This is a genomic window from Actinokineospora auranticolor, from assembly GCF_002934265.1.
Lineage (GTDB): Bacteria > Actinomycetota > Actinomycetes > Mycobacteriales > Pseudonocardiaceae > Actinokineospora > Actinokineospora auranticolor.
The window spans coordinates 65474-88576 of the sequence record NZ_PTIX01000024.1 but is presented as its reverse complement, the minus strand read 5'-3'; the positions used below and the strand labels follow the sequence as shown (position 1 = coordinate 88576).

The window sequence follows — 23103 nt, the reverse complement described above, 5'->3', positions numbered from 1 at the left end:
GGTGTCAGCCCGATTCGCGAACGTGGTCGTCGACAGCCACCACGAGAGGAACCGCGATGAGCCCGCACGGCCTGCCCACCACCCGCGACGCCGGCCCGTTCGACCCGCCCCCCGCGATCACCCGGCTGCGCGAGTCCCGGCCGGTCAGCCCCCTGGTGTTCCCCGACGGCCACCGCGGCTGGCTGGTCACCGGCTACGACGCGGCCCGCCAGGTCCTGGCCGACACCCGGTTCAGCTCGCGGCTGGACCTCGACGTCGTGCACGTGCCGTACGAGACCCCCGGCATCCCCGCCGCCACCGAACCGTCCCCGCCGATGCCCGGCGTCTTCATCGCCATGGACCCGCCGGACCACACCCGGCTGCGCAAGCGGTTGACCGGAGCCTTCACCGTCCGGCGGATGAGGGTGCTGGAGGAACGCGTCGCCGAGATCACCGAGCGGCAGCTGGACCACCTGGCGGGTCTGGCCCCGCCGGTCGACCTGGTCGCCGAGTTCGCGCTGCCGGTGCCGTCCCTGGTGATCTGCGAGCTGCTCGGCGTCCCGTACGCCGACCGGGAGACCTTCCAGGCCAACTCGGCCAAGTTCCTGGTCCGGGACCAGGACCTGGCGGAGAAGATGGCCGCGCTGGGCGCGCTGACCGGCTACCTCGCCGAGCTGGTGATCCGCAAGCGGGCGGAGCCCGAGGACGACATCCTGTCCGACCTGGCGGCCCACGAGGACCTGACCGTCGAGGAGCTGACCGGCGTCGCGTTCCTGCTGCTGCTCGCCGGCCACGAGACCACCGCCAACATGCTCGCCCTGGGCACCTTCGCGTTGCTCGAACACCCCGACCAGCTCGCCGAGCTGCGGGCCGACCCGGAGCTGGTGCCCAACGCCGTCGAGGAACTCCTGCGCTACCTCGCCATCGCCGACATCTTCTACCGCTACGCCACCGAGGACCTGGAGCTGGCGGGGGAGACGATCCCCAAGGGCTCCACCGTCGTGCTGTCCCTGCTCGCCGCCAACCACGACCCCGAGCGCTTCGACGGCGGCCTCGACATCCACCGCAAGGCCCGCGGGCACCTCTCCTTCGGCCACGGCGTCCACCAGTGCCTGGGGCAGCAGCTGGCCCGCGTCGAACTGCGCACCGGCTTCCAAGCCTTGCTCCGCCGGTTCCCCACGCTGCGCCTCGCCATCCCCGCCGAGGACGTGCGGCTGCGCGCCGACATGAACATCTACGGCGTCCACGAACTCCCGGTCACGTGGACGGCCGACTGAGGCCGCGGCGTTGAGCACCTGGTCACCGCCTAATCGGAGACCGCTATCGCCGCGGTCTCCGAAGGCGGTGTCCGAGGCGCCGCGCGGGTGCGGTCCGGTGTGGCCTCCCCGCCACCGGTCACGCTCGTGTTCAAGCAGTTCAGCACGGTGGGGGAATGGTCTCGGGCGGCGTGGCGGACCGGGGCCCGAGCACCGGTCGGCGATCCTAGGTCATCCCCCGACCAACACGGCGTTTGGTGACCTGGGTCTCATTGGGCGATTTCGGGCACCCGTGGCTACGGTCTGCCGCGACCGCGGTCCACTCGACGCCTCCCCGGGGGAGACCATGTCCGTACCGGACGCCGAGACCAGCCAGCCCGATTCGACCACTGTGGACAGTCCAAGCGGAGCGCAGTGCCCGGTGCGGCTGGACGAGCAGTTCTTCCAAGACCCCTACGCCACCTACACGGCGCTGCGCGAAGCGGGCCGGATCCAGCGGGTGAGCCTGCCCCAGGGCACGCACGCGTGGATGGTCACCCACTACGCCGACGTGCGCACCGCGCTCGCCGAGACCCACCTGAGCAACGACGTCGGCGCGGGCCGTGAGGCGTTCGAGCGCAACCGCGACCCCGACAAGCCGCCGGTGAAGTGGGACCCGGCGCTGTCGTCGCACATGCTCAACTCCGACCCGCCCGCCCACACCCGGCTGCGCAAGCTGGTGGTCAAGGCGTTCACCGCGCGCGGCATCACCCACATGCGCCCCCGCACCGAGGGCATCGCCGCGGCCCTCCTCGACGACCTGGCCCAGCGCGCCGCCGACGGCGACGGCACGGTCGACCTGATCGGCGACTTCGCGTTCCCCCTGCCGATCACGGTGATCTGCGAGCTGCTGGGCGTGCCCGACACCGACCGGGAGGCGTTCCGGGACTGGGGTTCGACGATCCTGTCCGCGAGCCCGCCGGACGTGATCGCCGAGGCGCGGAGCAACATGGGCCAGTACATGGCGAGCCTGGTCGCGGCCAAGCGCGCGGAGCCCGCCGAGGACCTGGTGACGTCGCTGATCGAGGCGAGCGAGGACGGCGACCGGCTCAACGACCGCGAACTGGTGTCGATGGTGTTCCTGCTGCTGCTCGCGGGCCACGAGACCACGGTCAACCTGATCGCCAGCGGCATGCTCGCGCTCATGCAGGCCCCCGACCAGCTGGCGAAGCTGGCCGCCGACCCGAGTCTCATGCCCCGCGCCATCGAGGAGTTCCTGCGCCTCGAGTCGCCGGTCAACGTGCCGACCGTGCGGCACACCACGGCCCCGATCGAACTGGCCGGGGTCACCATCGAGGCGGGCGACCTGGTGCTGGCGCCGCTGTGCGCCGCCAACCGCGACCCGGGCAAGTTCCCCGACCCCGACCAGCTCGACGTCACCCGCGACACCGCGGGCCACATCGCCTTCGGCCACGGCGTCCACTACTGCGTAGGCGCCCCCTTGGCCCGCATGGAAGGCGAAGTCGCCCTACGCGCCCTCCTGACCCGCTTCCCGGACATCACCCTCGCGGTAGACCCCAGCGACCTCCGCTGGGCCCACAGCACCACCATCCGCGGCCTCAAGTCCCTCCCGGTCCGCCTGTCCTGACTGTCTTGAACCGGGCCCGCGCATCCACCGGATGCGCGGGCCTTTTGTCTACTCAGGACTCATCCCGATCGCCCTGACCGCAGCCGCCTCGACCGCCGTGACATCCGGGTCGCCACCACCCGAGCCCCACCCTCGGCCACCGCGGCCAACAACGCCCCAGACAACACCGACGACTCCACCACGAAGCTAACCCGACCAACGGCGAACCCCCTCGCCGCGTCGACCATCGCGACCTCGGCCCGCGCGCTCACCGGCCCCACCCGCGATGTGGAAGTCCGCGCCGAACCGAAGGCTCCCGCCCTCGCCCACGAATGCCGACGACAGGGAAGGCGACGACAACCGAGATCCTCGAAGGGCGCCGCGACCGCGACTCCGGTGCGGTCTCGGTCCTCGGTGCAGACCTGGCCTGGCGCGGTCGCGCCGGCATCGTGCTGCGGGAGTCCGGGGACCACGCCGACCTGACCGTCCAGGAGGTCCTGCGGCACTTCTCGACCTACCACCCTGATTCGCGCGACCCGGACGAGGTGATCGACGCCGTCGGGCTCGGCGGTCGGGAACGCGCCCTGACCTAGCTCACCGGGCGGCTGGTGACCCGCATGCGCGCCCCGCGCCGGACCGCCTGATCGCACGCGAGATCGCGGTCCTCGCCCTGGTGCGCGCGGCTCGACCAACTCGCGGATCGCCCGCGGCCCGGGAATCGGCGAGGCCACGGTGAAACCCACCTCGTGCGGGTCTTCACCAAGCTCGGGGTCGACGACCGCACCGTGGCGCGGGAACGCCGGATCCTGCGCGACCCCGGCAGGTGAACACGGTCGGCCGCCGAAGCTCAGTCCCCTCGGGCGATGCGCGCGACGACCTCCGGCAGCAGCCGGTGCTCGGCCGCCAACACCCGCGCCGCCAGGCTCTCGGCGGTGTCGTCGGGCAGCACCGGCACCTCCTGCCGCGCGATCACCGGCCCCGTGTCGTACTCGGCCGTCACGTGGTGGACGGACGGCCCGGTGACCTGGTCCCCGGACGCGAGCACCGCCTCGTGGACGGCCATCCCGTACATCCCCTGCCCCCCGTGGCGCGGCAGCAGGGAAGGGTGCACGTTGATGATCCGCCCCTCGTACGCCGCCAACGTCCGCGGCCCGACCTTCTTCATGTACCCGGCCGTCACCACCAACCCGACCCCGCGATCCGTCAACTCCCCCAACAGAACCGCGTCCAACTCGTCCACCGAGCCGTGCGTGCGCGACGACAAGTGCCTGCTCGGGATTCCCCGCTCGCGCGCGTAGGCGAGCGCCTGGGAACCGCTGTTGTTGCTGACCGCGAAGGAAACCGCGAACCCGGCCCCGGGCACCAGCGACGCCTCGTGGAGCGCCCGAAAGTTGGATCCCCCGTGGGACACCAGAACAGCCACACCGAGTTGCGCCACGACCATGCCTCTCCAGATACCCATCCGACCGCCGTCAAGGTACCAAGGCCGGTCCCGCGCGATCGCCGGCTCAGGAGTTCAGCGCCACCAACGCGAAAGGGGTGGCCTCCCACAAGGGAAGGCCACCCCCGGGACAACCGGGCGCTACGACCCGTTGCCCACCGTGAACGCGTACTCCTTCGTGGGTGACTGCTCCCACGTCGCGAGCATCGCCGTCACCGACACCGACGTGGGGCCGGGGTTGGTCGGGGTCAGCTCCACCGTCGCCGCGCCGTCGGCGTCGGCCTGGGGGTAGTAGTACCGGCCCTCGAACACGATCACGAAGTCCATCGCCCCGGGCAGGGACATCCGGAACGCGCCCGGCTGACCGGGAGCACCCGACGTGGCGTTCTCCGGGTACTCCGCGCTGGTCACCGTGGGCGCGGGCGACGTGACGTAGAACTGGGTCGTCGTGGCACCGGTCCGCTCACCCGAGGCGAGCGTGCTGTACGCCTCGACCTCGTAGTAGCCCCCGAACGCGGGGGTCACCTTGGCGGTGGCCTTGCCGTCCACCGCCGGAACCGCCACGAACTCGTCATAGGGGAACGACGACTTGACCCGGTAGCTGAACGACACCACGTCCGCACGGGCCGCGGTGAAGCCGATCACGCGCTCCGCCCCCGCCTCGGCGTCGACCGGGGTCACCTCGACCTGGGGCAACGCCTGGTCCACGAACAGCGTCGACCGGATGGTGCGCGACCGGTGCCCACTCGCGTCGGTGGTCCACACCACGAGTTCGCGGAGCACCGGCTGCAGGGTCGGCACGGTCACCGTCATCGGGGCGGTGCCGTTCGCGTCCAGCGGCACGGTGGTCTCGGGCCCGTTCTCCAGGCGGTAGGTCGCGGACACCGCACCCGGCTGCCGGGCCGTCAGGGTGAACGTGGTCGGCTCACCCGCCTTCACGCCCCGGTTCTCGAACGTCGGCGAGGTCGGCCGCACCATGTACGTGTAGTGGCGCGTGGGCGAGCGGTTGCCTGCCCGGTCGACGCCGGTCACGTCCAGGTACTGGAAGCCCCAGAACTCCGGCGTGACGGTGATCGTCGCCGACCCGCCGAGACCGTTGGCGGCCACGGAGCCCCGGACGCCCGAACCCTCGTACTGGTACGACACGACGTCGTCGACCCCGCCCGCGGTGAAGACGAACTCGCCGGGGACGTTCTCGCCACCCGACCAGTCCGCCCCCTCGGGGTAGACGGTGGAACTCACCCCGGGCGCCACGGCGGGCGCCTGGTTGTCGTAGGTGAACACGCACGGTGCGGTCCACGCCGACGCCGTGTAGCCGTCCTCGTCGCGGACCGCCACGGCCAGTCTCGTCCCGGACACCAGCAGTCCCTGCGGCACGGTGCCGAGGACCGTCCCGGACCCCTCGTACACCTGCTCGACCCGTTGGGCGGGCCGGTCGACCGGCCAGAACGCCCACCGGGCCGCCCGGTACCCCTGGTGTCCGTCCGGGTCCGAAGTGGACGCGGTGAAGGTCACCGCGGACCCGGAGACGTAGTCCGGGCACGCGGCCGGGTAGGTCTGCTGCAACCCGAGCCCGGTCGGCGTGTTCGGCGGCGTGTTGTACTCCACGCCCACCGACTGCCGCCACGAGCTGTAGGTCCGCCCGAACGCGACGTTCCCCTGCTGGTCCTCGGCGATGCGCACCGCGAGGGTGATCGTCTTGTCCCCGCGGCGGATCGCCCGCTTGACCGCGTCGGTGGCGTCGTAGGTGATCGAGGCCAGGCACTGGGTGTTCTTGACCGACGGCAGGATGTTGAGCTCCTGCGGCTGGTCCGCCCAACTGGTGGTGTGGTCGTGCGGGACGAGCTCCCACACCTCGGTCTGCCGCCGCTTGGCGCAGTCGTTCGCCGCCACCTCCGGGAACACCGCCCGCGCCGAGAACACCGTCGCGGTGCGGAAGTTCGAGATGTCGAAGGCGAAGTAGGACTTGCTCAGGTGCTTGCGCCCCTGCTCGTCCAGCCAGGCGCCCACCCGCGCGTCCCCGGTGGTGATCGCCGATCGCGGCGTCCGGGAGTCGGTGCTGAGCCAACCGATGGGCACCAGACCGCCCAGCGTGGGCTGCCGTGGATTCGTCGCTTGTGCCGGATTTGTCACCACCGCGGTCCCGGCCACCGCGCACAGCGTGGCAACACCCAGTCGCAAGGCGCGACCGAGCGCACGTGAAGTTCGCATGTTTCCCCTCAGTCCCAGTAAACCCAGGGGACATGCTGTCTCATGTGGACGTGGTCCGCCAGTGCGATTCCCGTGCGGCTTCCGCCGCGGTCGCGCCGGTCAGGACGTGATCCCGGCCGGGCGGCCGTTCACGAGATGGCCCAGAGGTCGCTGGTGAACGTGGGCTGGGTGGTGGCCGACTCGGCGGCCTCCAGGGCTTTCAGGTCATCCCGGGTTTGGACGAGCAGGGGGTCGGTGGAGGAGAGGGTGGCGGCGCGGATGTCCACCACTTCCTCGAGCAGGCTGATCGCTTCTTGGAGGTTGGCGCCGTCCTCGTCGGGCGTGAGCGCGAGGCAGCGGGCCAGGATGTGGTGGGCGCGGTTGGTGGGGGGGTGTGCCGTAGCCGTACAGGCGGCGGAAGGCGGGGACGGTGACGTGGAGGAGTTGGACAGCTTCGTCGCGGCCGTCTTCGACCGTGGCGAGGCAGACGGACATGTAGAGGTAGGTGATCAGCAGATCCGGGTGCTTGTACTCGCCGAGGACACCTTGCTGGACGCTGCTGAGGTCGTTGATGAGACCGCCGTACTCCTCGCGGTCACCGGTGGCGGCTTGGGCGAAGAGCAGGTGCGCGCGGGTGCGCAGCAACTCCAGGTCCCCGGCGGCCAAGAGGCGGGACTGCCGCGTGTAGATGTCCTGGAGGTCGCTCACCGCGGCGGGCCAACCAGCGGCACGGGCATGGGCCAAGGCCCCGGTCAACCGATCGCGAAGGGCCTCAACCGTATCGGCGGTGGCAGCCCGGTTGAGCGCGATGGGATAGCGGTCCGCGGTGCGGGTACCGCGTTTTTGCGGCCGGGGAAGCCCCTCGCTGATCATGGAAGCCAACAACTGGCGGTAGACCTCGTCAATGGTCAGGTAGTCGCCCGCCGCGGGGATACCGCTGTCGAGAATCCGCAACAACCGCCCGGTGAACGCCGTATGCGACTCCCCGGGGAGGATCAGCGACACCCGGTTGCTCTCGGTGGAGGTCAACAGGTAGGTCCCATCGATGGCGAGCTGCCCCACAACCGCACCGGCCGGATCGGCCAGCGGCTCACCGAGCGCGCGACCGGAAAAGCAACAGTCCAAAATCACGATCTTCGTCGCGGCCGGACTGTCCAACACCCGCTCCCGCAGGGCCTCATAAGGCAACGACCCGAACACCGGGTGGTCGAAGTCGGTACCGGGCATACCGAGGTACAGCTCATGTTTGCGCCCAACGATCCCGTGGCCGATGTAGTACACCAGCAACACGTCCTCGACCCCGGCCATCGCCGCCGTGAGCCCGGCACTGAGCGCCGACAGATCAGGCTGGTCGAGCAACACGGACGGAGCCAGGTCGGCGAAGACCCGGGCCAGGTCGTTCAGGCACCGCGGCACAACCGGGATACCGGGCAACCTTTCGTCGTGGTAGGACGAAACCCCGATCAGAACAGCACGGGAAGACATTGCGCGCACCAGCCCCTCCACTCCGACCAGGCGAACGGGAAGTCGGGTGATCACTACTCCGCGTTACACCCGCTCGGTCCGCCTGCTCCCCGGGCCGCCCCTCGGCTGTGCGGGTGTGCCTGCAGTTGGGCAATGTGGTGATCGTGCTGTTGTGAAGGCTGACCAGTGAGGTGATTTTCGAGGACCGGTGGGCGTGCCAAGCGATCCCGCTGCCTGCGCGGTGATCACCGCGCCGACCGACCAGCCGACCACGCGCCTACCGAGCAGTTCGTCCCAGCCAGGGCCCGCGCACGGGAGGCGGCCGGGCTCGGCCCGGCCGCCTCCCGTGCGGTCTCGCTCAGCCCCGGATGACGTAGGTGACCGACCCGATCGCGGCGAAAGCGCCCGCGATGTACCAGGTGGTCGCCAGGTCGGCGGGCTGCACCGGCCAGGAGAAGGCCAACGCGGGCCCGGTGGGTGCTCCCGACAGCAGCGCCGTCATGGCCGCCGAGGCGACGACGAGGGGGAACACCCAGCCCCGGCTCGACCCCAGCACCGCCACCCCCAGCGCGCCGAGGCCCGCGAGGCCGATGACGTTGCGCAGCAGCACCTCGGTGGGGATTCCGCTGGGGCTGACCTGTTCCACGACGAACGCCAGCGCCAGGGCGAGCGCCGCGATGGCGACCAGGTGGGCGGCTCGGCGGGGTGGCCAGGCGATCGCGGCGGTCCGCGCCAGGTCCGGGTCGGCGCCCGCCAGGCCCGCGCACGCCGCCCCGACCGCGACCGCGGTCGCGAGCACCGACATGGCCAACGACATGCCCATCGACCCGGTGAGCCTGCCCACGGGCGCGAGCGCGACGACCGCCGCGACCATCACCGCGACGGCGGCGGGTACGCCTCTCTCCCGGCAGTACAGTTCGAGTGCTCGCATCACCGCTCCTCCAACACTGCCAGCAGGTCGCTGTCGCAGCGCAGCGCGGCGGCGCGGACCGCCGCCACCTGCTCGACCTGCCGCTCGCGCGGCAGCGCGGACAGCTGTCCCCACGCCTTGTCGACGAGCGGGCGGGAGTCCTTCCACAGGTAGTCGTACCCCGGCAGCGGGCCGAGCTCCCCGGTGAACCAGCCCACCGTGACCGTTCGCGCCGCCACCTCCCGCCGCACCCGGTCGTACGGGGTGTCCACAGTGGAGCAGACGGGTGTTCCCGCGCCCGCGATCATCGCGGTGAACAGGTCCTCGGGGGTGCCGTCCCGGAAGGCGGGGTCGCTGAGGTCGACGGCGACCGCGTCGGGGGCGACGGGTCGGCGCGGCAGGTCCAGCGCGGTCGGGTGCTCGACCACGGAGGTCGGCGCGCCCGGCAGCACCGCCAGCGCCGCGACCGCCCGGCGCGCCGGTTCGGTCAGCGCCGCGCGCCTGTCCTCGTGCGCCTCGGTGAGGCACAGCCTGGGTGTGTCGTCGGAACACGTCACCGCGAGCGCGCGGGTGTCGGCGACGTGCACGGCCGACCCCGGCGGCGCGACGAGGACGACCGAGAGCACGCCGACGGCCACCGGGACGACCGCGAGCAGCCGCGACCGCGACGCCAGCGCGAACAGCAGCAGACCGCTGAGCGCCACCATCGAGAACCACACCACCTGCGCCACCGATACCCGGGCGGCGACCTGGGTGAACACGCTGACCCCGCCACCGCCCGCCGCCGGGGAGAACACCAGCGCCGCACCCGACGTGCTGCTCTGCCACACCATCGCCACCTGCGCGGCCAAGCCCGCGACGGCCGCGATCGGCGGGGTCATCGCGGACGGGAACACCCGACCGATGCCCAACCCGAGCAGCGCGACCGCGATCAGGCCCAACGCGCCAACCAACGCCACCACGAGCCAGTCGGCGCGGAAGTCGGCGCCGCCCGCGAGCACCCTGACCACGCCGACGACGACGAGACCGAGGTAGCCCGCGACGACACCGAGCGCGAGCGCGCCCGCCACCGGGACCGCCCGCCTCCACTGTCCTACCGGGACTGTCGACAGCAGTTCGTCCACTCCGGACCGCGAGTCGCGCGCGCCCTGCCAGGCCCCCGCGCCCAGCACCAGCGGCCAGGCGAACAGCAGCAGGTAGCGCGACCACTCCGCGAGCCCGGTCCAGTCACGGCTCCACGCGGCGTCGCCCTTGGTCCACGGCCCGGACATCAGGTGCGCCATGGCCAGCAGCAGCACGGCGAGGCCGACACCGACCGCGATGGCCGCCGATCGCCGCAGCTGCAGGCGCAGCGGACCGGTCACCGGGGGGCCGCCTGTTCCAGCAGCGCGGAGTAGCCGCGCTCCAGCGGGCTGTCGCCGACGTCCGAGGTGGCCCCGGCCGCGGCGAGTTCATCGGTGCCGCCCTGGAACAGCACCCGCCCCCGGTCGACGAGCAGCACCTCGTCGCAGCCCGCCGCGACGTCCTCCACCAGGTGCGTGGACACCACCACGCACGAGGTCCGGGCGAGCTCGCGCAGCAGCGTCCGGAACCGCATCCGCTCCGCCGGGTCGAGGCCGACGGTCGGCTCGTCGAGCAGCAGCACCGCCGGGTCGTTGACGACGGCCTGGGCGATGCCCACCCGTCGCACCATGCCGCCGGACAGCGTGCGCATCCGGTCGTCGGCGCGGTCGGACAACCCGACCCGGTGCACGGCCCGGTCGACGGCGGCGGGGATGTCCTTGGCGGGGACCTGCTTGAGCCACGCCATGTACTCGACGAACTCGCGCACGGTGAACCGCGGGTAGTAGCCGAACTTCTGCGGCAGGTAACCGATCCGCTCGCGGACCCGGCGCAGCGACTCCCCGTCGGCGAGGGTTGAGCCGAGCACCCTGAGGTCACCCGATGCCGGGCGCAGCACGGTCGCGAGGGCGCGCATCAACGTCGTCTTGCCCGCACCGTTGGGCCCGAGCACGCCGTGCACCCCGATCCCCAGCACCAGGTCGACCCCGTCGACGGCCATCCTGCGGCCCGCGCGCACGCGCAGACCCGCCGCGCGCACGTGCGCGGAGTTGTCCATGTCGGTTCTCATCTCTTGTCAGCGGTCACCGGTCAAGCGGGTGAACAGGGACGCGCGGGCCACGGCGAGCACCGAGGCCACCGCGGCGGCGGCGAGCCACAGCACCGCCATCGCCGGGCTCAGCAGCGCGGGCACCGTGGCGGTCACCAGGCTCGGACCGACCACGAGCAGCACCCACACCGAGACCAGTCCGAGCGCGGCGCGCCGGACCCCGACCAGGGTCCCCAGCGCCAGCGTGGTCGCGGTGAACGCCAGGCACGGCAGCAGCCACCGCGCGGGCGAGGCCCCCACCAGCCACCCCAGCGGCAGCAGCACCGGCAGCACCACGCCGAGCACGGCGACCGTGCGGCGCAGCACCAGGTACAGCCCCGCGCGCGGGGTGCACGCGACGATCTCGTGGGCGGGGTCCATGCCCGACGACCACGCCGCCGCCACCCCGGCCACCGGGGCGATCGGGGCCAGCAGCAGCACCAGCGACGGCAGTTCGGTGCCGAGCAGGTCGGTCACCACGGCGAGGGCGGCCACCGCGAACGTCATCAGCACCCACGGCACCATCGCCGGGGACGCCCACGCGGCGGCCCGCACCAGCGGTGACGGGCGCCTGCGCGCGATCGCCAGCGCCGGGGCCATGGCGACCCACAGGTCCTCGACCCGCGGTGCCACCGCCCCGAGCGCCGAGCGGCAGTCGGCGCAGCCCGCCAGGTGGGCCTCGATGACCGCCGTCTCCACGTCGGTGGTGACGTTGTCGGCGTAGCGCTGGAGGTGGTCGAACGGAACGTGGCTCACGAGAGCGCCTTCCCCATCGCCAGGCGCGCCCGCCGGGCCCGCGTCTTCACCGTGCCCTCCGGCAGGTCCAGCACCCGCGCGGTCTCCCGCACGGACAGCCCCTCCAGCACCAGGGCGTGCAACACCGCCCGCAGCTCGGTGGGCAGGGCCGCCATGGCCGCGCCCACGTCGCCGTCGAGGATCCGGTCGAACAGCTCGTCCTCGGCGGAGAGCGCCGCGACCGCGTCGGCGGGTACGGGGCGGGCCTGCCTGGCCTGCCACCGGAACCCGTCCACCAACCGCCTGATGGCGATGGTCCACAGCAGCGCGTTCCCCGACCCGTCCTCGACGACGTCGTGGAACCGGGCCGCCGACCGCCACACGGTCAGGTAGGTCTCCTGCATCACGTCGGCGACCAGCTGCTCGTCCTGGCAGCGCCGCCGCAGCCGCACGAGCAACCACGGCGCCGTCGCGCGGTAGAAGCGCTCGAAAGCCCCCCTGTCACCCCGCGCGGCACGCCGGATCAGCTCCGCCTCGTCGCAACCGCTCATCTCGCCACCCGCATGTCCTGTAGTCGAACGGTCACCGCCCGCAGGTTCTCACATCCAGTGTGACCCGTGACACACTTACTGGTCGGGTCGAGGTGTACCCCCCGGCCCGACCAGTAAGTGTGCTCGTTCTTGAGTATCAGTCGAAGCAGAGCCCGTTGCACGCCTGGTTGTTGAACGAACCGCACCCGGTCGAGGCGTAGTTGCAGTCGGCGGAGCGGCAGTGGTAGCCCCAGGTGCACCAGTCGTCCGTCTGGTTGCAGGTGCAGCCGCCCCCGGCCACGCCCGCGGCGATACCCGCGTGGTCGGAGGGTCCGAGGATGGCGATCAACCGCGCGGCCTCCTGGTGCCCGAGCACGCGGACGCCCTCGTCGTGCAGGTGCTGGAGCCGCCCGGCGAGCGCGGACCCCTCGGCGGCCACTCCCGCGAAGGTGCTCTCCCGGGCCGCGACGGCCCGCGCCTCGCGGACGTAGGCGACCTGCTCGGCCGACAGGTTCGACCGGGACCGCAGGTACCGGTCGAGCTGCTCGACCCACAGCTCGCTGCGGACCTTCGCGGGCAGCGCCTGCACGATCGCCCTGCGGTGGGCGAGCGGGTGGGCGACGACCGCGTCGTAGGTGGTGGGCAGGGCGGCCCGGTTGGCCGCCACCCAGGCCCTGGCCTTGGCATCGTCCGAACTGGCGAACGCGGGCACGTTGCCGGTGGCGACCAGGCCGGTCGCGATCGCGACGCCCGCGCCGAGCCGCAGGAACCGCTGGCGCCCGACGTCGCCGGACTCCCGCGCCTCCTCCGCGCCGTAGCGCAGCTCGCCCAGCGCGTTGACGATCCTGAGGCTCGACCGCACGCCCAGCATGCGCACGAGCGGCACGGTCATACCCCGCCCGTGCCACCCCTTGACCCCCGCCGCGTCGACCCGCAGCAGCGTCGGCTCCCACGGCGCGTCGGTGAACGCCCGCTCCCGCCACCGCGCGACGTCCGGGTGGGTCAGCGGGAGGACCTCCAACTTGCCCTCGCACGCCCGCTCGACGGCCGCCGAGACCCTGCGACACTTCCCGCAGGACGCGTCGAAAGCAAGGACCCACCGTCTCTCGGTACCACTCATTGCGCTCCTCGTGCCGTGGACGCGCGCCGATCCCCGAATCGTCGCGCGGCGTCGGAAATGGTGAACCTGATCCGTGAACTCCGGATGACGAACGCGAAATCGGCCCGTCCCGACGAAATCGGGACGAACATTCTCGCGTCAACCCCAGTGTGACTTTCACAAGACTAGTGAGCGCATGGTTGCCCAGAAACCACCGTCCGGGTGAACGTGGTACAACGCGGGCGGCAATGGAGTTGGTAGGAAAGCTGTATCGAGTGAAGCCGGGTCGGCGCAGTTCACGGCGCATGAGGTAGAACTTTCCGGTCATGCTCAAGTCGACGCGACGATCATCAAGCAACGACATTTATTTGGGGGTCGGCATCGATGAGACATGATTTCGAGAATCGAATTAATGCACGCAGGACTCACCAGATGGCCCACGATGAGTTGCCGCGCTGCCGCGCACCCGAATCCGCCCGCGATCGATCCCGCCGCACTCTCGCGGCGCGGTCGGTCTTCTGCTCGACGAACTCGCCGCCCCCTGCCCGGAGTGCTCCGTCGACGCCGCGGCGAACAGCGGAAGTCGTACCCGACAGGAAAGTCCGGGTGGCGTCATCCGGGGCCGCTCATTCCAGGAGTGATCGGGCGGCGTTCAGCACGATCGTCTCCACACTGTCCACAGCTCTCCGGTGACCGCGTCGCGGTCCGGACCACCGACGGCGCGCTGAAGGTCAAGGCGGGCGACCTCGGCCCGGGCTGGCTGACCGTGAGCCCGAACTCGGTCAACGCCTTCCAACTCGACGGCGACCGGATCGCTTTCACCAAGGGCACCGACCTGTTCGTCCGCGCGGGGGCCATCGACGGTCCGCAGGAGCTGGTCGCGTACAACGCGCACCGCTTCCAGATCGACGGCGACCGGACCGCGGTGCTGTACGAGGACGAGCTCTACGTCGCCGAGGGCGACATCGCCGAACCGCAGGACATGGGCTGGGTCACCGTCGACCCGGACTCGGTGACCGCCTTCCAGATCGGCGCCGACCTCGGCAAGCCCGTCCACGTCGCCTGCCCACCGCGTGCCACCGACCCGGGGCGGCCTGCCCGCCCCGGGTCGTCACCCAGAGGGGAAGAACCATGCGTACTCACGCCTTGCTCGCCGGTGTCGCCGTCCTGTTCCCGTTGCTCGCGGTGCCCGCCAACGCCGGGGACAGCCTGCCCCCGCCCGAGGTGTGGCCGCTGCCGCACCAGATCACCCGCTCCGGTGCGGACGTCGTGCTCCCGGCCAGCGCCCTGGTGGTCGTCGACGCGGGGACCGACCAGTCCACTCGCGACGGTGTCGAAGACGTGCTGGGGGACGGGGGAGTGGGCACCGTCGAGGTCGTCGAGTACGGCCACGAGCACGCCTCCCCGCTCAAGGTCCGGGTCGGCGCGCTCAGCGGCGCGAACATCCACGCCGCCGCGGTCACCCTGCCCGCGTCGCTGCCCGCCGAGGGCTACTACCTCACCGCCCGGCCGGGCGAGATCGTGCTGGCAGGCGCCGACGCCGACGGCACCTTCCACGCCACGCAGACGTTCTGGCAGCTCATGCAGCCGGGCAAGATCGCTCCCGTCACCGTCACCGACTACCCCTCGTTCCCGGTCCGCGGCGTCGTCGAGGGCTCCTACCGTCCACAGTAGACACATGGGGAGGAGTTGGATCAGATCGAGTTCGGCGCCCGGGTGAAGTACAACTCCTTCATCTACGTGCCCAAGGGCGACCCGTACCACCGCGACAACTGGCGCCAGCTCTACCCGGCGGGCCGCCGCGCCGAGCTGGCCGAGCTGGTGCGGAAGGCGAAGGCGAACCACATCAGGTTCACCTATGCCCTCGCCCCCGGACTCAGCGTCTGCTACTCGAACGCCGCCGACTACACCGCGATCACCGCCAAGCTGCAACAGCTCTACGACATCGGTGTCCGCTCGTTCGCCCTGCCGGTGGACGACATCGAGGTCGACGACGACAACGACTACGTCCGGCAGTGCGCGGCCGACCAGCAGCACTACGGCGCGCCGACCAAGGCGCACATGGCCCACGCCCAGGTCGAGCTGCTCAACAAGGTGCAGCGCTCCTTCCTGGACACGTCGCCAGGCACCGCCCCGCTGATCACCGTCCCCACCGACTACTGCGACATCGACGACTCGCCGTACAAGTCCACCTACCGCGCCGAACTGGACAGCCGCGTCCAGGTGATGTGGACCGGGTACGGCGTCACCCCGACCTCCATCGAGGTCTCCGAGGCCGCCGCAGCCGAGGCGATCTGGGGCCGCAAACCGCTGGTGTGGGACAACTACCCGACCAACGACTACGAGCAGGCCACCGGCAGGCTGCTGATGGGTCAGTACGACGAGCGCAAGGCGGGCATCAGCGCGCACCTGTCCGGGATCACCGCCAACCCGATGAACCTGCCCTCGGCGAGCAAGGTCGTGCTGTTCGGCATGGCCGACTTCACCTGGAACGAGAACGCCTACGAGCCAGACCGCGCCACCCGCCAGTTCGCCGAGTGGCTCGGCGACGGCCCCGACGGTGCGGTCACCCAGGCCCTGCTCGCGTTCTTCGACCTCAACAACCTCGCCCCGGTAGCCGACAACCAGGAGGACCCGAACACCGGCGAGGACATCCCGGCCGACCCGTGGCTGCCGCAGACTCCCGGTCTCGCCGTCCGGGTGGCCCAGTACCGCCAGACGTTCCAGACCGACCCGCACCAGGCGATCGACACCATGTGGGACTACGCGGAGATCCCGCGCACGGCACCCCAACTCATCCGAACCGGCACCACGGACGCGGGCTCCGACGCCTGGCTCGACGCCCTGTCCCTGTGGGCCGACGCGCTCGAGACCGCCCTGGTCGGCGAAGCCGCCCAAGTCGACGGCGACGAGACGACCGCGCAGGCCCACTTCGCCGAAGCCAACCAGCTCGTCGCCCAGGCCCGCGCGATCCAGGTGCCACCGGGCCAGCTGAACCTGCCGGGCCCCGTCCGCCTCGGCGACGGCGTACTGGACACGTTCATCGAGAGCATGTCCACCTGACCCCCCGATGACCACCGCGGGCCCCGGACCAGTTCCGGGGCCCGCGGCTCGCATCTGCGGGGACGCGTGGCGGAGTGGCAGGCGCTGAACCAAGCGGCCAACGGCCCAGTCCGTTGTCGACTTCGCGCACGGTTCAGCTTATGCGTCCAATCGTCTCAATGGGTGCCGCCACAATGAGCGCTTGTGGGTCCCCGTGTGAGCGCGGTCCGGTCCGGGGTGTCATTGAATTATTGGGCAGTCCGAAATCTGGGGATTTCACTCGATTGCCGGTGCATGTGAAGGTGATCATGCAGGTAGGTTCTGAACTGCCCGCCCACGTGGAGGCGGAATGTCACTGGGGGCAAGAAATGAAATACCTGCGCAGAGCGGCGGTTTCTGTCGCACTGTTTTCGTTGGTTGCCGTTGTTTTCGCGCCGAGTGCGTCGGCCGACACCGGAAAACGCCAGGTGCGGAACTGCGTTGTCCAGGCCGACGTGGTCAGTGTCAACGGCGTCCCGGTGGAGGGCCCGAAGGTCCCGCACAAGCCGGTGTGCTTCGACACCATCGGCGCGGGGCTGGTCTACGCGACCGGCGGCGCGATCAGTGCCGAGTCCGCGGCAGGCGTCGACACGCCCGCCAAGGCAGGCGCGCTGGTCGAGGCCGCGGAGGGCAAAACCGGAGCTGGGGCCCTGGCCGTGGTCATCGGCCTGTTCTACGACTCGAACAACTACGGTGGAGGCACCATCCTCACCATCACCACCTCGACGGGCTGCTCGCCGACCTTGGGTTTCGGAACGAGCTACGTCGGCGATTACGCCAACGACGACATCGCTTCCGGTAAGAGCTTCTCCAGTTGCAAGCACAAGGTCTGGGAGGACGCGTACTACTGGGGCGCGAACTACGGGTGGACCTATGGCACGTCCGGCTACGGGCTCCTGGACGAAGAGATCTCTTCGATCGAATTCAGCTATTAGTTCCCCGGCGTTCCGGTGATGGGGCGGGGCCGCCGCACCGGCCCCGCCCCATCACTCACCTCGCCAAACCGGCCAGACCGGCCGACGCGCAGGCCGCCGGACTGGTCCCGACCACCACGACCGAGTGGCCGTCCGCCTGGTCGACGCAAGCCACCAGGGACGGGACCGGGTACGGGCCCGCGGTGTTGGGATCGCTGCCGGGCTCGGGACTCACCACACCCTCGACGCCGGGGCGCAGCAGCCCCGTCCGCCACAGCGTCGTGCAGAACTCCACGGGGGTGACCGGTTCGGCGGCGCCGTCGGAAGGCGTGGCCTGCGAGCCGAACGTCCCCGGGATGGCCGCCCCGTCGTCGGCGACAGCCCGGCACTCCACGCCCGATGAATCGGTCACGGGAAGCGTGGAAACCACCGCGGCCGCACCACCGCCGACCACCGCGATCGCCGCTCCCACCGCCACCGCGACCTTCCTCCACCGCAACGTGTGTCGGTGCTTGGCAATAGCGACCTGCGTCTCGCGCCAGGACTTGGCGGTATCGAACTCCTGTGCCCCTTGAAACAGCGACCGCATCAGAAACTCCCGTCCCGGTAGTCGATACCCATCTTCTTCAACTCGCCACGCAGCCGATCCTTGGCACGGCTCAACCGCGACCGAACCGTCCCCACCGGAACGTCCAACACCCGCGCCGCCTCCTCATAGGTGTAGCCCTCAATAAGGCACAACCCGACCACCGCGCGGCCCGCGGCATTCAGCTTGTCCAACGCCCCCCGCACCGCCGCGTTACCCCCATCACCCCCATCACCCCGGCCCGCCTCAGCGTTCACCCGGTCGACCAAGGCCCTACGACGGCGCAGCGACCGAAGATGGTTCCGCGCGGTGTTACCCGCCGCGACCACCAACCACGGCAGCAACCCAGCCGGTCCGACAGTGATCCTGTGCCTGCGCAACCACGCCGCCAAGAACACCTGGTTCACGGCCTCCTCAGCCTCGGCGTGATCGCCGAGGCGGGCATAGCAGTGCCGGTAAACCCTGGAAGCATGGCGATCGTGGACAGCCCGAAACGCCACCATGTCGCCATCACGGACCCTCACCCACAGGTCCGCGTCCGAGCCAAGCCCGGCCTGCACGTCGTTGCTCACGTGAGGAAATATCCGGCACCACCCCAAAGAGTTCCACCACGCCCACCCTTCCGAGCCTGCTCCCGGCACACGACCGAGACCGAAGCACCCCGGCCGTCCGGCCGCGCAGGACCAGCGAGGCCAGACGGAAGAGTCCTCGGGTATGCGGACACGGTCGAGCAGACACACGACCGAGTTCCACCCGGCGTGAACTATGTACGGCATATTGCGTTGACCTGTCGAAATGCGGTTTCGACAGGTCAACGCGCGTATAGTTCACCGACGCCTCGCCCGTGACCAGGAACGCCACCCCGCCACCTCCGAGGCCATCATCCGCTGGGCCGCCATCACCACCATGACCTGACGCATCACCCGCGGACACGCCGCCACCCGCCCCGGACCACGCCCACTCACCACGTGAAGATCTCAAACGCGCTCTTGGGCCCCGCAGGTCGGCTGCGGTGAACTCAGTCCTGCCAGGCGGCGCCGAAGGACAGGCGCGGGATGAGGTTGGTGAAGGCGAGGTGCACCTCACCCGCCGGGTCGACGTCGAGCGGGTGGCGCGGCGAGGTGACATCGTCCACCTCGATCGGGTACCCGCCATCGATCCGCCACACCTTGCCGGGAAGGCGGTCGCGGTCGAACCGGACGTGCAGGTCGAACCGCGCGCACGGGTACCGGGGCGTGCAGAAGTAGTACGGCGACATGGTGACGCGGTCGGTGAAGGTGAAGCGCACCAGGTACTCGTGTTCGGCATCGGTGGCGAGTGCCCGCGGCAGGACCACGCCCGTTGTACGGGCTCGTGGTCCAGGTATTGCGCCGGCTGACGTTGTTGTGTCGGGACTCCGTTTCCAAGCACGCGGAGATACTCGCGCTACGCCACGAGGTGGCGGTTCTGCGTCGTACCAACCCCCGCCTGCGGCTGGACTGGGTCGATCGGACGGTGCTCGCCGCCCCGTCTCGGCTGCTGCCGAGGTCCTTGCGGGCCCGTCGGCTCGTCACGCCCGCGCCCTTGCTCCGGTGGCACCGCAGGCTACTGACCAGGAAATGGCGCCAACCGAAACCGTCGGGCCGTCCGCCGATCAGCGACGAGATCATCACGCTGGTCGTCCGCTTGGCGAGGGAGAACTCGACCTGGGGCGTGGTCCGAATCCAGGGCGAACTGCGGCGACTCGGGCATCGTCTCGCGCCTCGACCATCCGTCGGATCCTGCGCACTCGTCGTGTTCCGCCGCCTTCGGGCCGCGGTGACGCATGGCGCGCATTCCTGCGTGCCTAGGCCGACGGCCTTCTCGCGATCGACTTCTTCCACGTCGACACGATCACACTCAAGTGCGTACTGGACGCCTGCGTCGAGCACCACAACGCCAACCGCAGCCACCAAGGCCACGGCATGAAACTATGACCACCCGACGACGACCCGAAAGTGATCACCTGGCCCACCCCGACCAACCGGATCAGACGCACACAACGACTCGCGGGACTGCTCAACCACTACCAGTAAGCCGCCTGAACCCGCAGCTCACAGCCAGTGACAGCATTTTCGACCAGCACAGCCATCCGCGCCCAAGTCCGCGCCTGCGTCACCTGACTCCCGCTACCCGACGGTGTCGGCGCCGAGGAGTTGGGCACCGTCCTGCTCGGGGTCGTGATCGGCATCCACCAGCAGTGGCGCGTCGCCCCCGAAGCCGTCGACCTCGACCGCACCTACGCGACCTTCGCCGCCTTGCTGCGTTCCGCAGGCATCACGGCTCCAACCGACCGGTGACGGGCACTGGACCCGCTGCGCGTTCCCTGGATCGACCTCGGTCCAGTGTGGTGAACGGACCCGTGACCAGCTTCACCGATCAGGAATCCCCCGTCACGTCGTCAGTTCTCGTACCCCCTCTTACCGGTGGAAGGATTGACGACCATGACCGAAGCCAGGCCGCTGGGCGCCGACGAGGCCACGTTCATCGCGGCGGCGCGCTCGGGCGACGCGTCGCGGTTCGCGCTCATCACGGAGCGCTACCGGCGTGAGCTGCGGGTGCACTGCTACCGGATGCTGGCGAACTACGAAGATGCCCAGGACCTGACGCAGGAGACCTTCTTGCGGGCGTGGAACAAGCGGGAGTCGTTCAGGGGCGATGCCGCGCTGCGGACCTGGCTGTACCGGATCGCGACGAACGCCTGCCTGGACTTCCTGGACAAGCGGGAAGACCGCGTACCCGTGCCCGCGGAGCTGCCGGACGCCGGGTTCGAGGTGCTGTACCTGCAGCCGTACCCGGACCGGATGCTCCCCGAGGATCCGCAGGAATCGGTGGTGGTGCGGGAGACGATCGAGCTGGCGTTCGTCGTCGCCGTCCAGCACCTGCCGCCGCGGCAGCGGGCGGTGTTCATCCTGCGCGACGTCCTCGGCTGGCCTGCGTCGAAGGCCGCCGACGCCCTCGGGCTGACCACCGCATCGGTGACCAGTGCACTGCAGCGGGCGCGGGTGACGATGCGCGAGCAACTGCCCGATCGCCGCCTCGACTGGCGCCGACCCGCCGTCCACGAGCTGTCGAACGACGAGCGCGGTGCGGTGAAGTCGTACATCGACGCCCATCAGCGCAACGACCTCGACGCGCTGACGTCCCTGCTGCGCGACGACCTGCGCTTCGCGATGCTGCCCGAGGCGGGCACCCTGACCACGACGGCCCGGGACGCGGTGGACGGTTGGGTCTCCGGTGGGCTCTTCCAGCGCGGTCACGACGACTGGCGCGGTGTCGCCACCATGGTCAACCACATGCCCGCCGCCGCGCTGTACCTGCGCACCTCCGACGCCCCGGAGTACCGGCTGTTCGCCATCGCGGCCCTGCGCGTCGTCGACGGGAAGATCGCCGAGCTGACCGGGTTCGACGCCACGGACAAACCCTGGCTGGACCTGCCCCCGACGCTGTGACCACACAGGGCGCGCGAACGACGACGCCGTCGTCCTGCTTCCGAGCGAGCCGGTCGACGGCTCGCTCGGAACGCGGCGCGTGCTCATCGCTTCGTTTCGTACCGGGTCAGCACCGCGCCGCCGGGGAACGTCCGGGTTTCCACGAGGTTCAGGTTCACCCAGCTGTCCAGCGCGGTGAACAACGGCGTACCGCCGCCCACCAGGACCGGATGGGTGACGATCTCGTACTCGTCGACCAGTCCGGCACGCACGGCCGCCTCGGCGAGCGTCGCGCCACCGACCCTCATCGGCCCGCCGTCCCCGGCCTTGAGCCGGGTGATCTCCGCGACCGCGTCGCCGGTGACCAGACGAGCGTTCCACCCGACCCCGTCGATGGTCGATGAGAAGACCACCTTCGGCGTGTCCAGCCAGTTCCGCGCGAACTCGCGCCGCGCCGCAGTGGCGTCGGGCTGCTGGTCGGCGGTCGGCCAGTAGGAGCTCATCGCCGCCCACAGCTTCCGCCCGTAGAGCATCGTGTCGATCCCCAACTCCTGGTCGAGCCACCACTGGAACAGTTCGTCGCTCGGCACGCTCCAGCCGATGTCGTCGCCGGTCGCGGCGATGTAGCCGTCCAGGGTCGCGTTCATGCCGAAGATCAGTTTCCGCATCGTGCCCGCCTCCAGTTAGTCGATCTCACCCGTACAGACGGCCGCGGCGCGCAAACCTCATCGGTGTGCGTTCCGCGTCTGCCGACAAGCCCCGGTTCCGGACGCCTGCGTGGAGCACGGACGGGTCTTTCCGCTCGGCGGATATGGTGGTCGAGAGCCCGTGCTCTCCGCTCAGTCTCAACTGGCCATCACCGACGGCGGGTAGCCCGCGCTTTGCGGTGGCTGGAAGGCGTACGACCGTCGCCGGGCTCGCCGTCCTATTGTCATGGGGCGACAACGAATTGTCCCAGGGCGACACCGACCGTGTCGCACCGGTACGAGACTAAGGGGACCTCGATGCCGCGAAGCTTGGCCACCACCGGCCGCACCACGTTCTTCGCCTACGCCACCGCGGCGTGGGCGTTCGCATTCGCCGCGGTCCACGTGTACTGGGCGGTGGGCGGGTCCCTGGGGCTGCCACCCGGGTTATCGGTGCGGGGCAACACCCCGCTGTTTGTGATCGACGTCATCGCGGTGCCGATGTGCGTGGCGGGCGGGGTCCTGGCGCTGGCGCTGGTCCGCCCGTTCGGGGCTCGACTGGCCCGCAAACCGCTGCTGGTGGGCGCCTGGGGGATGAGCGTGCTGTGCCTGGTGCACTCGGTGCCCGCCGTGCTGCAGGCCGCGCTCCTGCTCGTCAGCGGCGACGCGGACACCCTGACCGCTCCGGAGCGGTTCAGCTTCTTCGGCTACGAGCCGTACTGGTTCGTCGGCGGCGTCCTGACCGGGCTCGCCGCGTTCGGCTACCAGCGCGCGACTCGGGGGCGGTGACCGCACCGCTCGACGAGGTCCTCCTCGGCCGGGACCACCGAGCGCTTCCGCGCGACCGGCGGTTCCGGTCTGTCCAATGTGGCTTTCGACGAAGTCCGGGTACCGGCTCCGCCGCTGCTGGGCGCTGACCCGTTTCCCAGCGAGTTCAGGCGGGTGCGGCCATCTGTCCGGGGGAGTTCGGTTTCCGCCTGCGGAGGCCGGGTACCAGAGGACATGGGTGGTCCGACGTCGGCCGTGAG

Annotated in this window: 23 protein-coding genes; 9 read left to right on the top strand and 14 right to left on the bottom strand. The window is 70.5% G+C overall.

The features are described 5' to 3' along the window. Window positions 1-56: 56 nt before the first annotated feature. The 3 genes from CLV40_RS30415 (at window position 57) to CLV40_RS30400 (ending at window position 3434) form a co-directional block, all read left to right on the top strand. On the top strand, window positions 57-1256 hold the full coding sequence (locus tag CLV40_RS30415) for a cytochrome P450 (RefSeq protein ID WP_104482450.1): 1200 nt from the start codon (window positions 57-59) through the stop codon (window positions 1254-1256). A 325-nt stretch (window positions 1257-1581) separates the two neighbouring features. Continuing rightward, the gene (locus tag CLV40_RS30410; RefSeq protein WP_104482449.1) at window positions 1582-2862 is read left to right on the top strand and encodes a cytochrome P450 family protein; all 1281 of its coding nucleotides are present in this window, start codon (window positions 1582-1584) and stop codon (window positions 2860-2862) included. Between the two features lie 311 nt (window positions 2863-3173). Continuing rightward, window positions 3174-3434 carry a hypothetical protein gene (locus CLV40_RS30400; protein ID WP_104482447.1) on the top strand — a complete coding sequence of 87 codons (261 nt, stop codon included), beginning with the start codon at window positions 3174-3176 and terminating at the stop codon, window positions 3432-3434. 254 nt (window positions 3435-3688) lie between these two features. Here the strand turns inward: CLV40_RS30400 and purN are convergent, their stop codons facing one another. The 10 genes from purN to CLV40_RS30350 form a co-directional block, all read right to left on the bottom strand. Beyond that, entirely contained in the window at window positions 3689-4303 is a 615-nt protein-coding gene (gene purN / locus CLV40_RS30395) for a phosphoribosylglycinamide formyltransferase (protein WP_219824153.1), read from the bottom strand. Between the two features lie 120 nt (window positions 4304-4423). Continuing rightward, window positions 4424-6361, bottom strand: a complete 1938-nt coding sequence (locus tag CLV40_RS30390) for a hypothetical protein (RefSeq protein WP_104482446.1) — start codon at window positions 6359-6361, stop codon at window positions 4424-4426. 336 nt (window positions 6362-6697) lie between these two features. Then, window positions 6698-8011 (bottom strand): caspase family protein, encoded by a 1314-nt coding sequence (locus CLV40_RS30385; protein WP_146108303.1) that lies wholly within the window; start codon window positions 8009-8011, stop codon window positions 6698-6700. Between the two features lie 283 nt (window positions 8012-8294). Continuing rightward, a complete protein-coding gene (locus tag CLV40_RS30380; RefSeq protein WP_104482444.1) occupies window positions 8295-8867 on the bottom strand; it encodes a hypothetical protein in 573 nt (190 codons plus the stop codon). Next, window positions 8867-10210 (bottom strand): hypothetical protein, encoded by a 1344-nt coding sequence (locus CLV40_RS30375; RefSeq protein WP_104482443.1) that lies wholly within the window; start codon window positions 10208-10210, stop codon window positions 8867-8869. Before CLV40_RS30375 ends, CLV40_RS30380 begins: the two co-directional genes overlap by 1 nt. Then, entirely contained in the window at window positions 10207-10977 is a 771-nt protein-coding gene (locus CLV40_RS30370; protein WP_104482442.1) for an ABC transporter ATP-binding protein, read from the bottom strand. The genes CLV40_RS30375 and CLV40_RS30370 overlap by 4 nt, the downstream gene beginning before the upstream one ends. A 6-nt stretch (window positions 10978-10983) precedes the next feature. Then, window positions 10984-11751, bottom strand: a complete 768-nt coding sequence (locus tag CLV40_RS30365; RefSeq protein WP_104482441.1) for a zf-HC2 domain-containing protein — start codon at window positions 11749-11751, stop codon at window positions 10984-10986. Further along, a complete protein-coding gene (locus CLV40_RS30360; RefSeq protein WP_104482440.1) occupies window positions 11748-12281 on the bottom strand; it encodes an RNA polymerase sigma factor in 534 nt (177 codons plus the stop codon). Before CLV40_RS30360 ends, CLV40_RS30365 begins: the two co-directional genes overlap by 4 nt. A gap of 136 nt (window positions 12282-12417) precedes the next feature. Beyond that, complete coding sequence (locus tag CLV40_RS30355; protein ID WP_181043832.1) at window positions 12418-13281, bottom strand: bacteriocin fulvocin C-related protein; 864 nt, start codon at window positions 13279-13281, stop codon at window positions 12418-12420. 730 nt (window positions 13282-14011) lie between these two features. Further along, entirely contained in the window at window positions 14012-14416 is a 405-nt protein-coding gene (locus CLV40_RS30350) for a hypothetical protein (RefSeq protein WP_104482438.1), read from the bottom strand. 74 nt (window positions 14417-14490) lie between these two features. Here CLV40_RS30350 and CLV40_RS30345 point away from each other — a divergent pair, with 74 nt between their 5' ends. The 3 genes from CLV40_RS30345 to CLV40_RS30335 all read left to right on the top strand — a co-directional run bounded on the left by CLV40_RS30345 (window position 14491) and on the right by CLV40_RS30335 (window position 17375). Then, complete coding sequence (locus tag CLV40_RS30345) at window positions 14491-15033, top strand: glycoside hydrolase family 20 zincin-like fold domain-containing protein (protein ID WP_104482437.1); 543 nt, start codon at window positions 14491-14493, stop codon at window positions 15031-15033. 15 nt (window positions 15034-15048) lie between these two features. Continuing rightward, entirely contained in the window at window positions 15049-16422 is a 1374-nt protein-coding gene (locus CLV40_RS30340; RefSeq protein ID WP_104482436.1) for a protein O-GlcNAcase, read from the top strand. A 263-nt stretch (window positions 16423-16685) separates the two neighbouring features. Then, window positions 16686-17375 (top strand): hypothetical protein, encoded by a 690-nt coding sequence (locus CLV40_RS30335; RefSeq protein ID WP_181043831.1) that lies wholly within the window; start codon window positions 16686-16688, stop codon window positions 17373-17375. A gap of 55 nt (window positions 17376-17430) precedes the next feature. On the opposite strand, the gene CLV40_RS30330 is transcribed toward CLV40_RS30335, so the two are convergent. The 3 genes from CLV40_RS30330 to CLV40_RS30315 all read right to left on the bottom strand — a co-directional run bounded on the left by CLV40_RS30330 (window position 17431) and on the right by CLV40_RS30315 (window position 19276). After that, window positions 17431-17766 (bottom strand): hypothetical protein, encoded by a 336-nt coding sequence (locus tag CLV40_RS30330; protein WP_146108301.1) that lies wholly within the window; start codon window positions 17764-17766, stop codon window positions 17431-17433. Between the two features lie 176 nt (window positions 17767-17942). Beyond that, window positions 17943-18512, bottom strand: coding sequence for an RNA polymerase sigma factor (locus CLV40_RS30325; RefSeq protein ID WP_181043830.1), 570 nt, complete (start codon window positions 18510-18512; stop codon window positions 17943-17945). A gap of 446 nt (window positions 18513-18958) precedes the next feature. Continuing rightward, on the bottom strand, window positions 18959-19276 hold the full coding sequence (locus tag CLV40_RS30315) for a hypothetical protein (RefSeq protein ID WP_104482432.1): 318 nt from the start codon (window positions 19274-19276) through the stop codon (window positions 18959-18961). An 838-nt stretch (window positions 19277-20114) separates the two neighbouring features. On the opposite strand from CLV40_RS30315, the gene CLV40_RS38455 reads away from it, so the two are divergent. Next, entirely contained in the window at window positions 20115-20258 is a 144-nt protein-coding gene (locus CLV40_RS38455; protein WP_181043829.1) for a hypothetical protein, read from the top strand. A 144-nt stretch (window positions 20259-20402) separates the two neighbouring features. Next, window positions 20403-21410 (top strand): RNA polymerase subunit sigma-70, encoded by a 1008-nt coding sequence (locus CLV40_RS30305; protein WP_104482431.1) that lies wholly within the window; start codon window positions 20403-20405, stop codon window positions 21408-21410. Window positions 21411-21493: 83 nt separating this feature from the next. Here the strand turns inward: CLV40_RS30305 and CLV40_RS30300 are convergent, their stop codons facing one another. After that, window positions 21494-22057, bottom strand: coding sequence for a dihydrofolate reductase family protein (locus CLV40_RS30300; RefSeq protein ID WP_104482430.1), 564 nt, complete (start codon window positions 22055-22057; stop codon window positions 21494-21496). Window positions 22058-22393: 336 nt separating this feature from the next. Here CLV40_RS30300 and CLV40_RS30295 point away from each other — a divergent pair, with 336 nt between their 5' ends. Continuing rightward, window positions 22394-22864: a DUF3995 domain-containing protein gene (locus CLV40_RS30295; protein ID WP_104482429.1), complete on the top strand. Its 471-nt coding sequence runs from the start codon at window positions 22394-22396 to the stop codon at window positions 22862-22864. The last annotated feature ends 239 nt before the right edge of the window (window positions 22865-23103 follow it).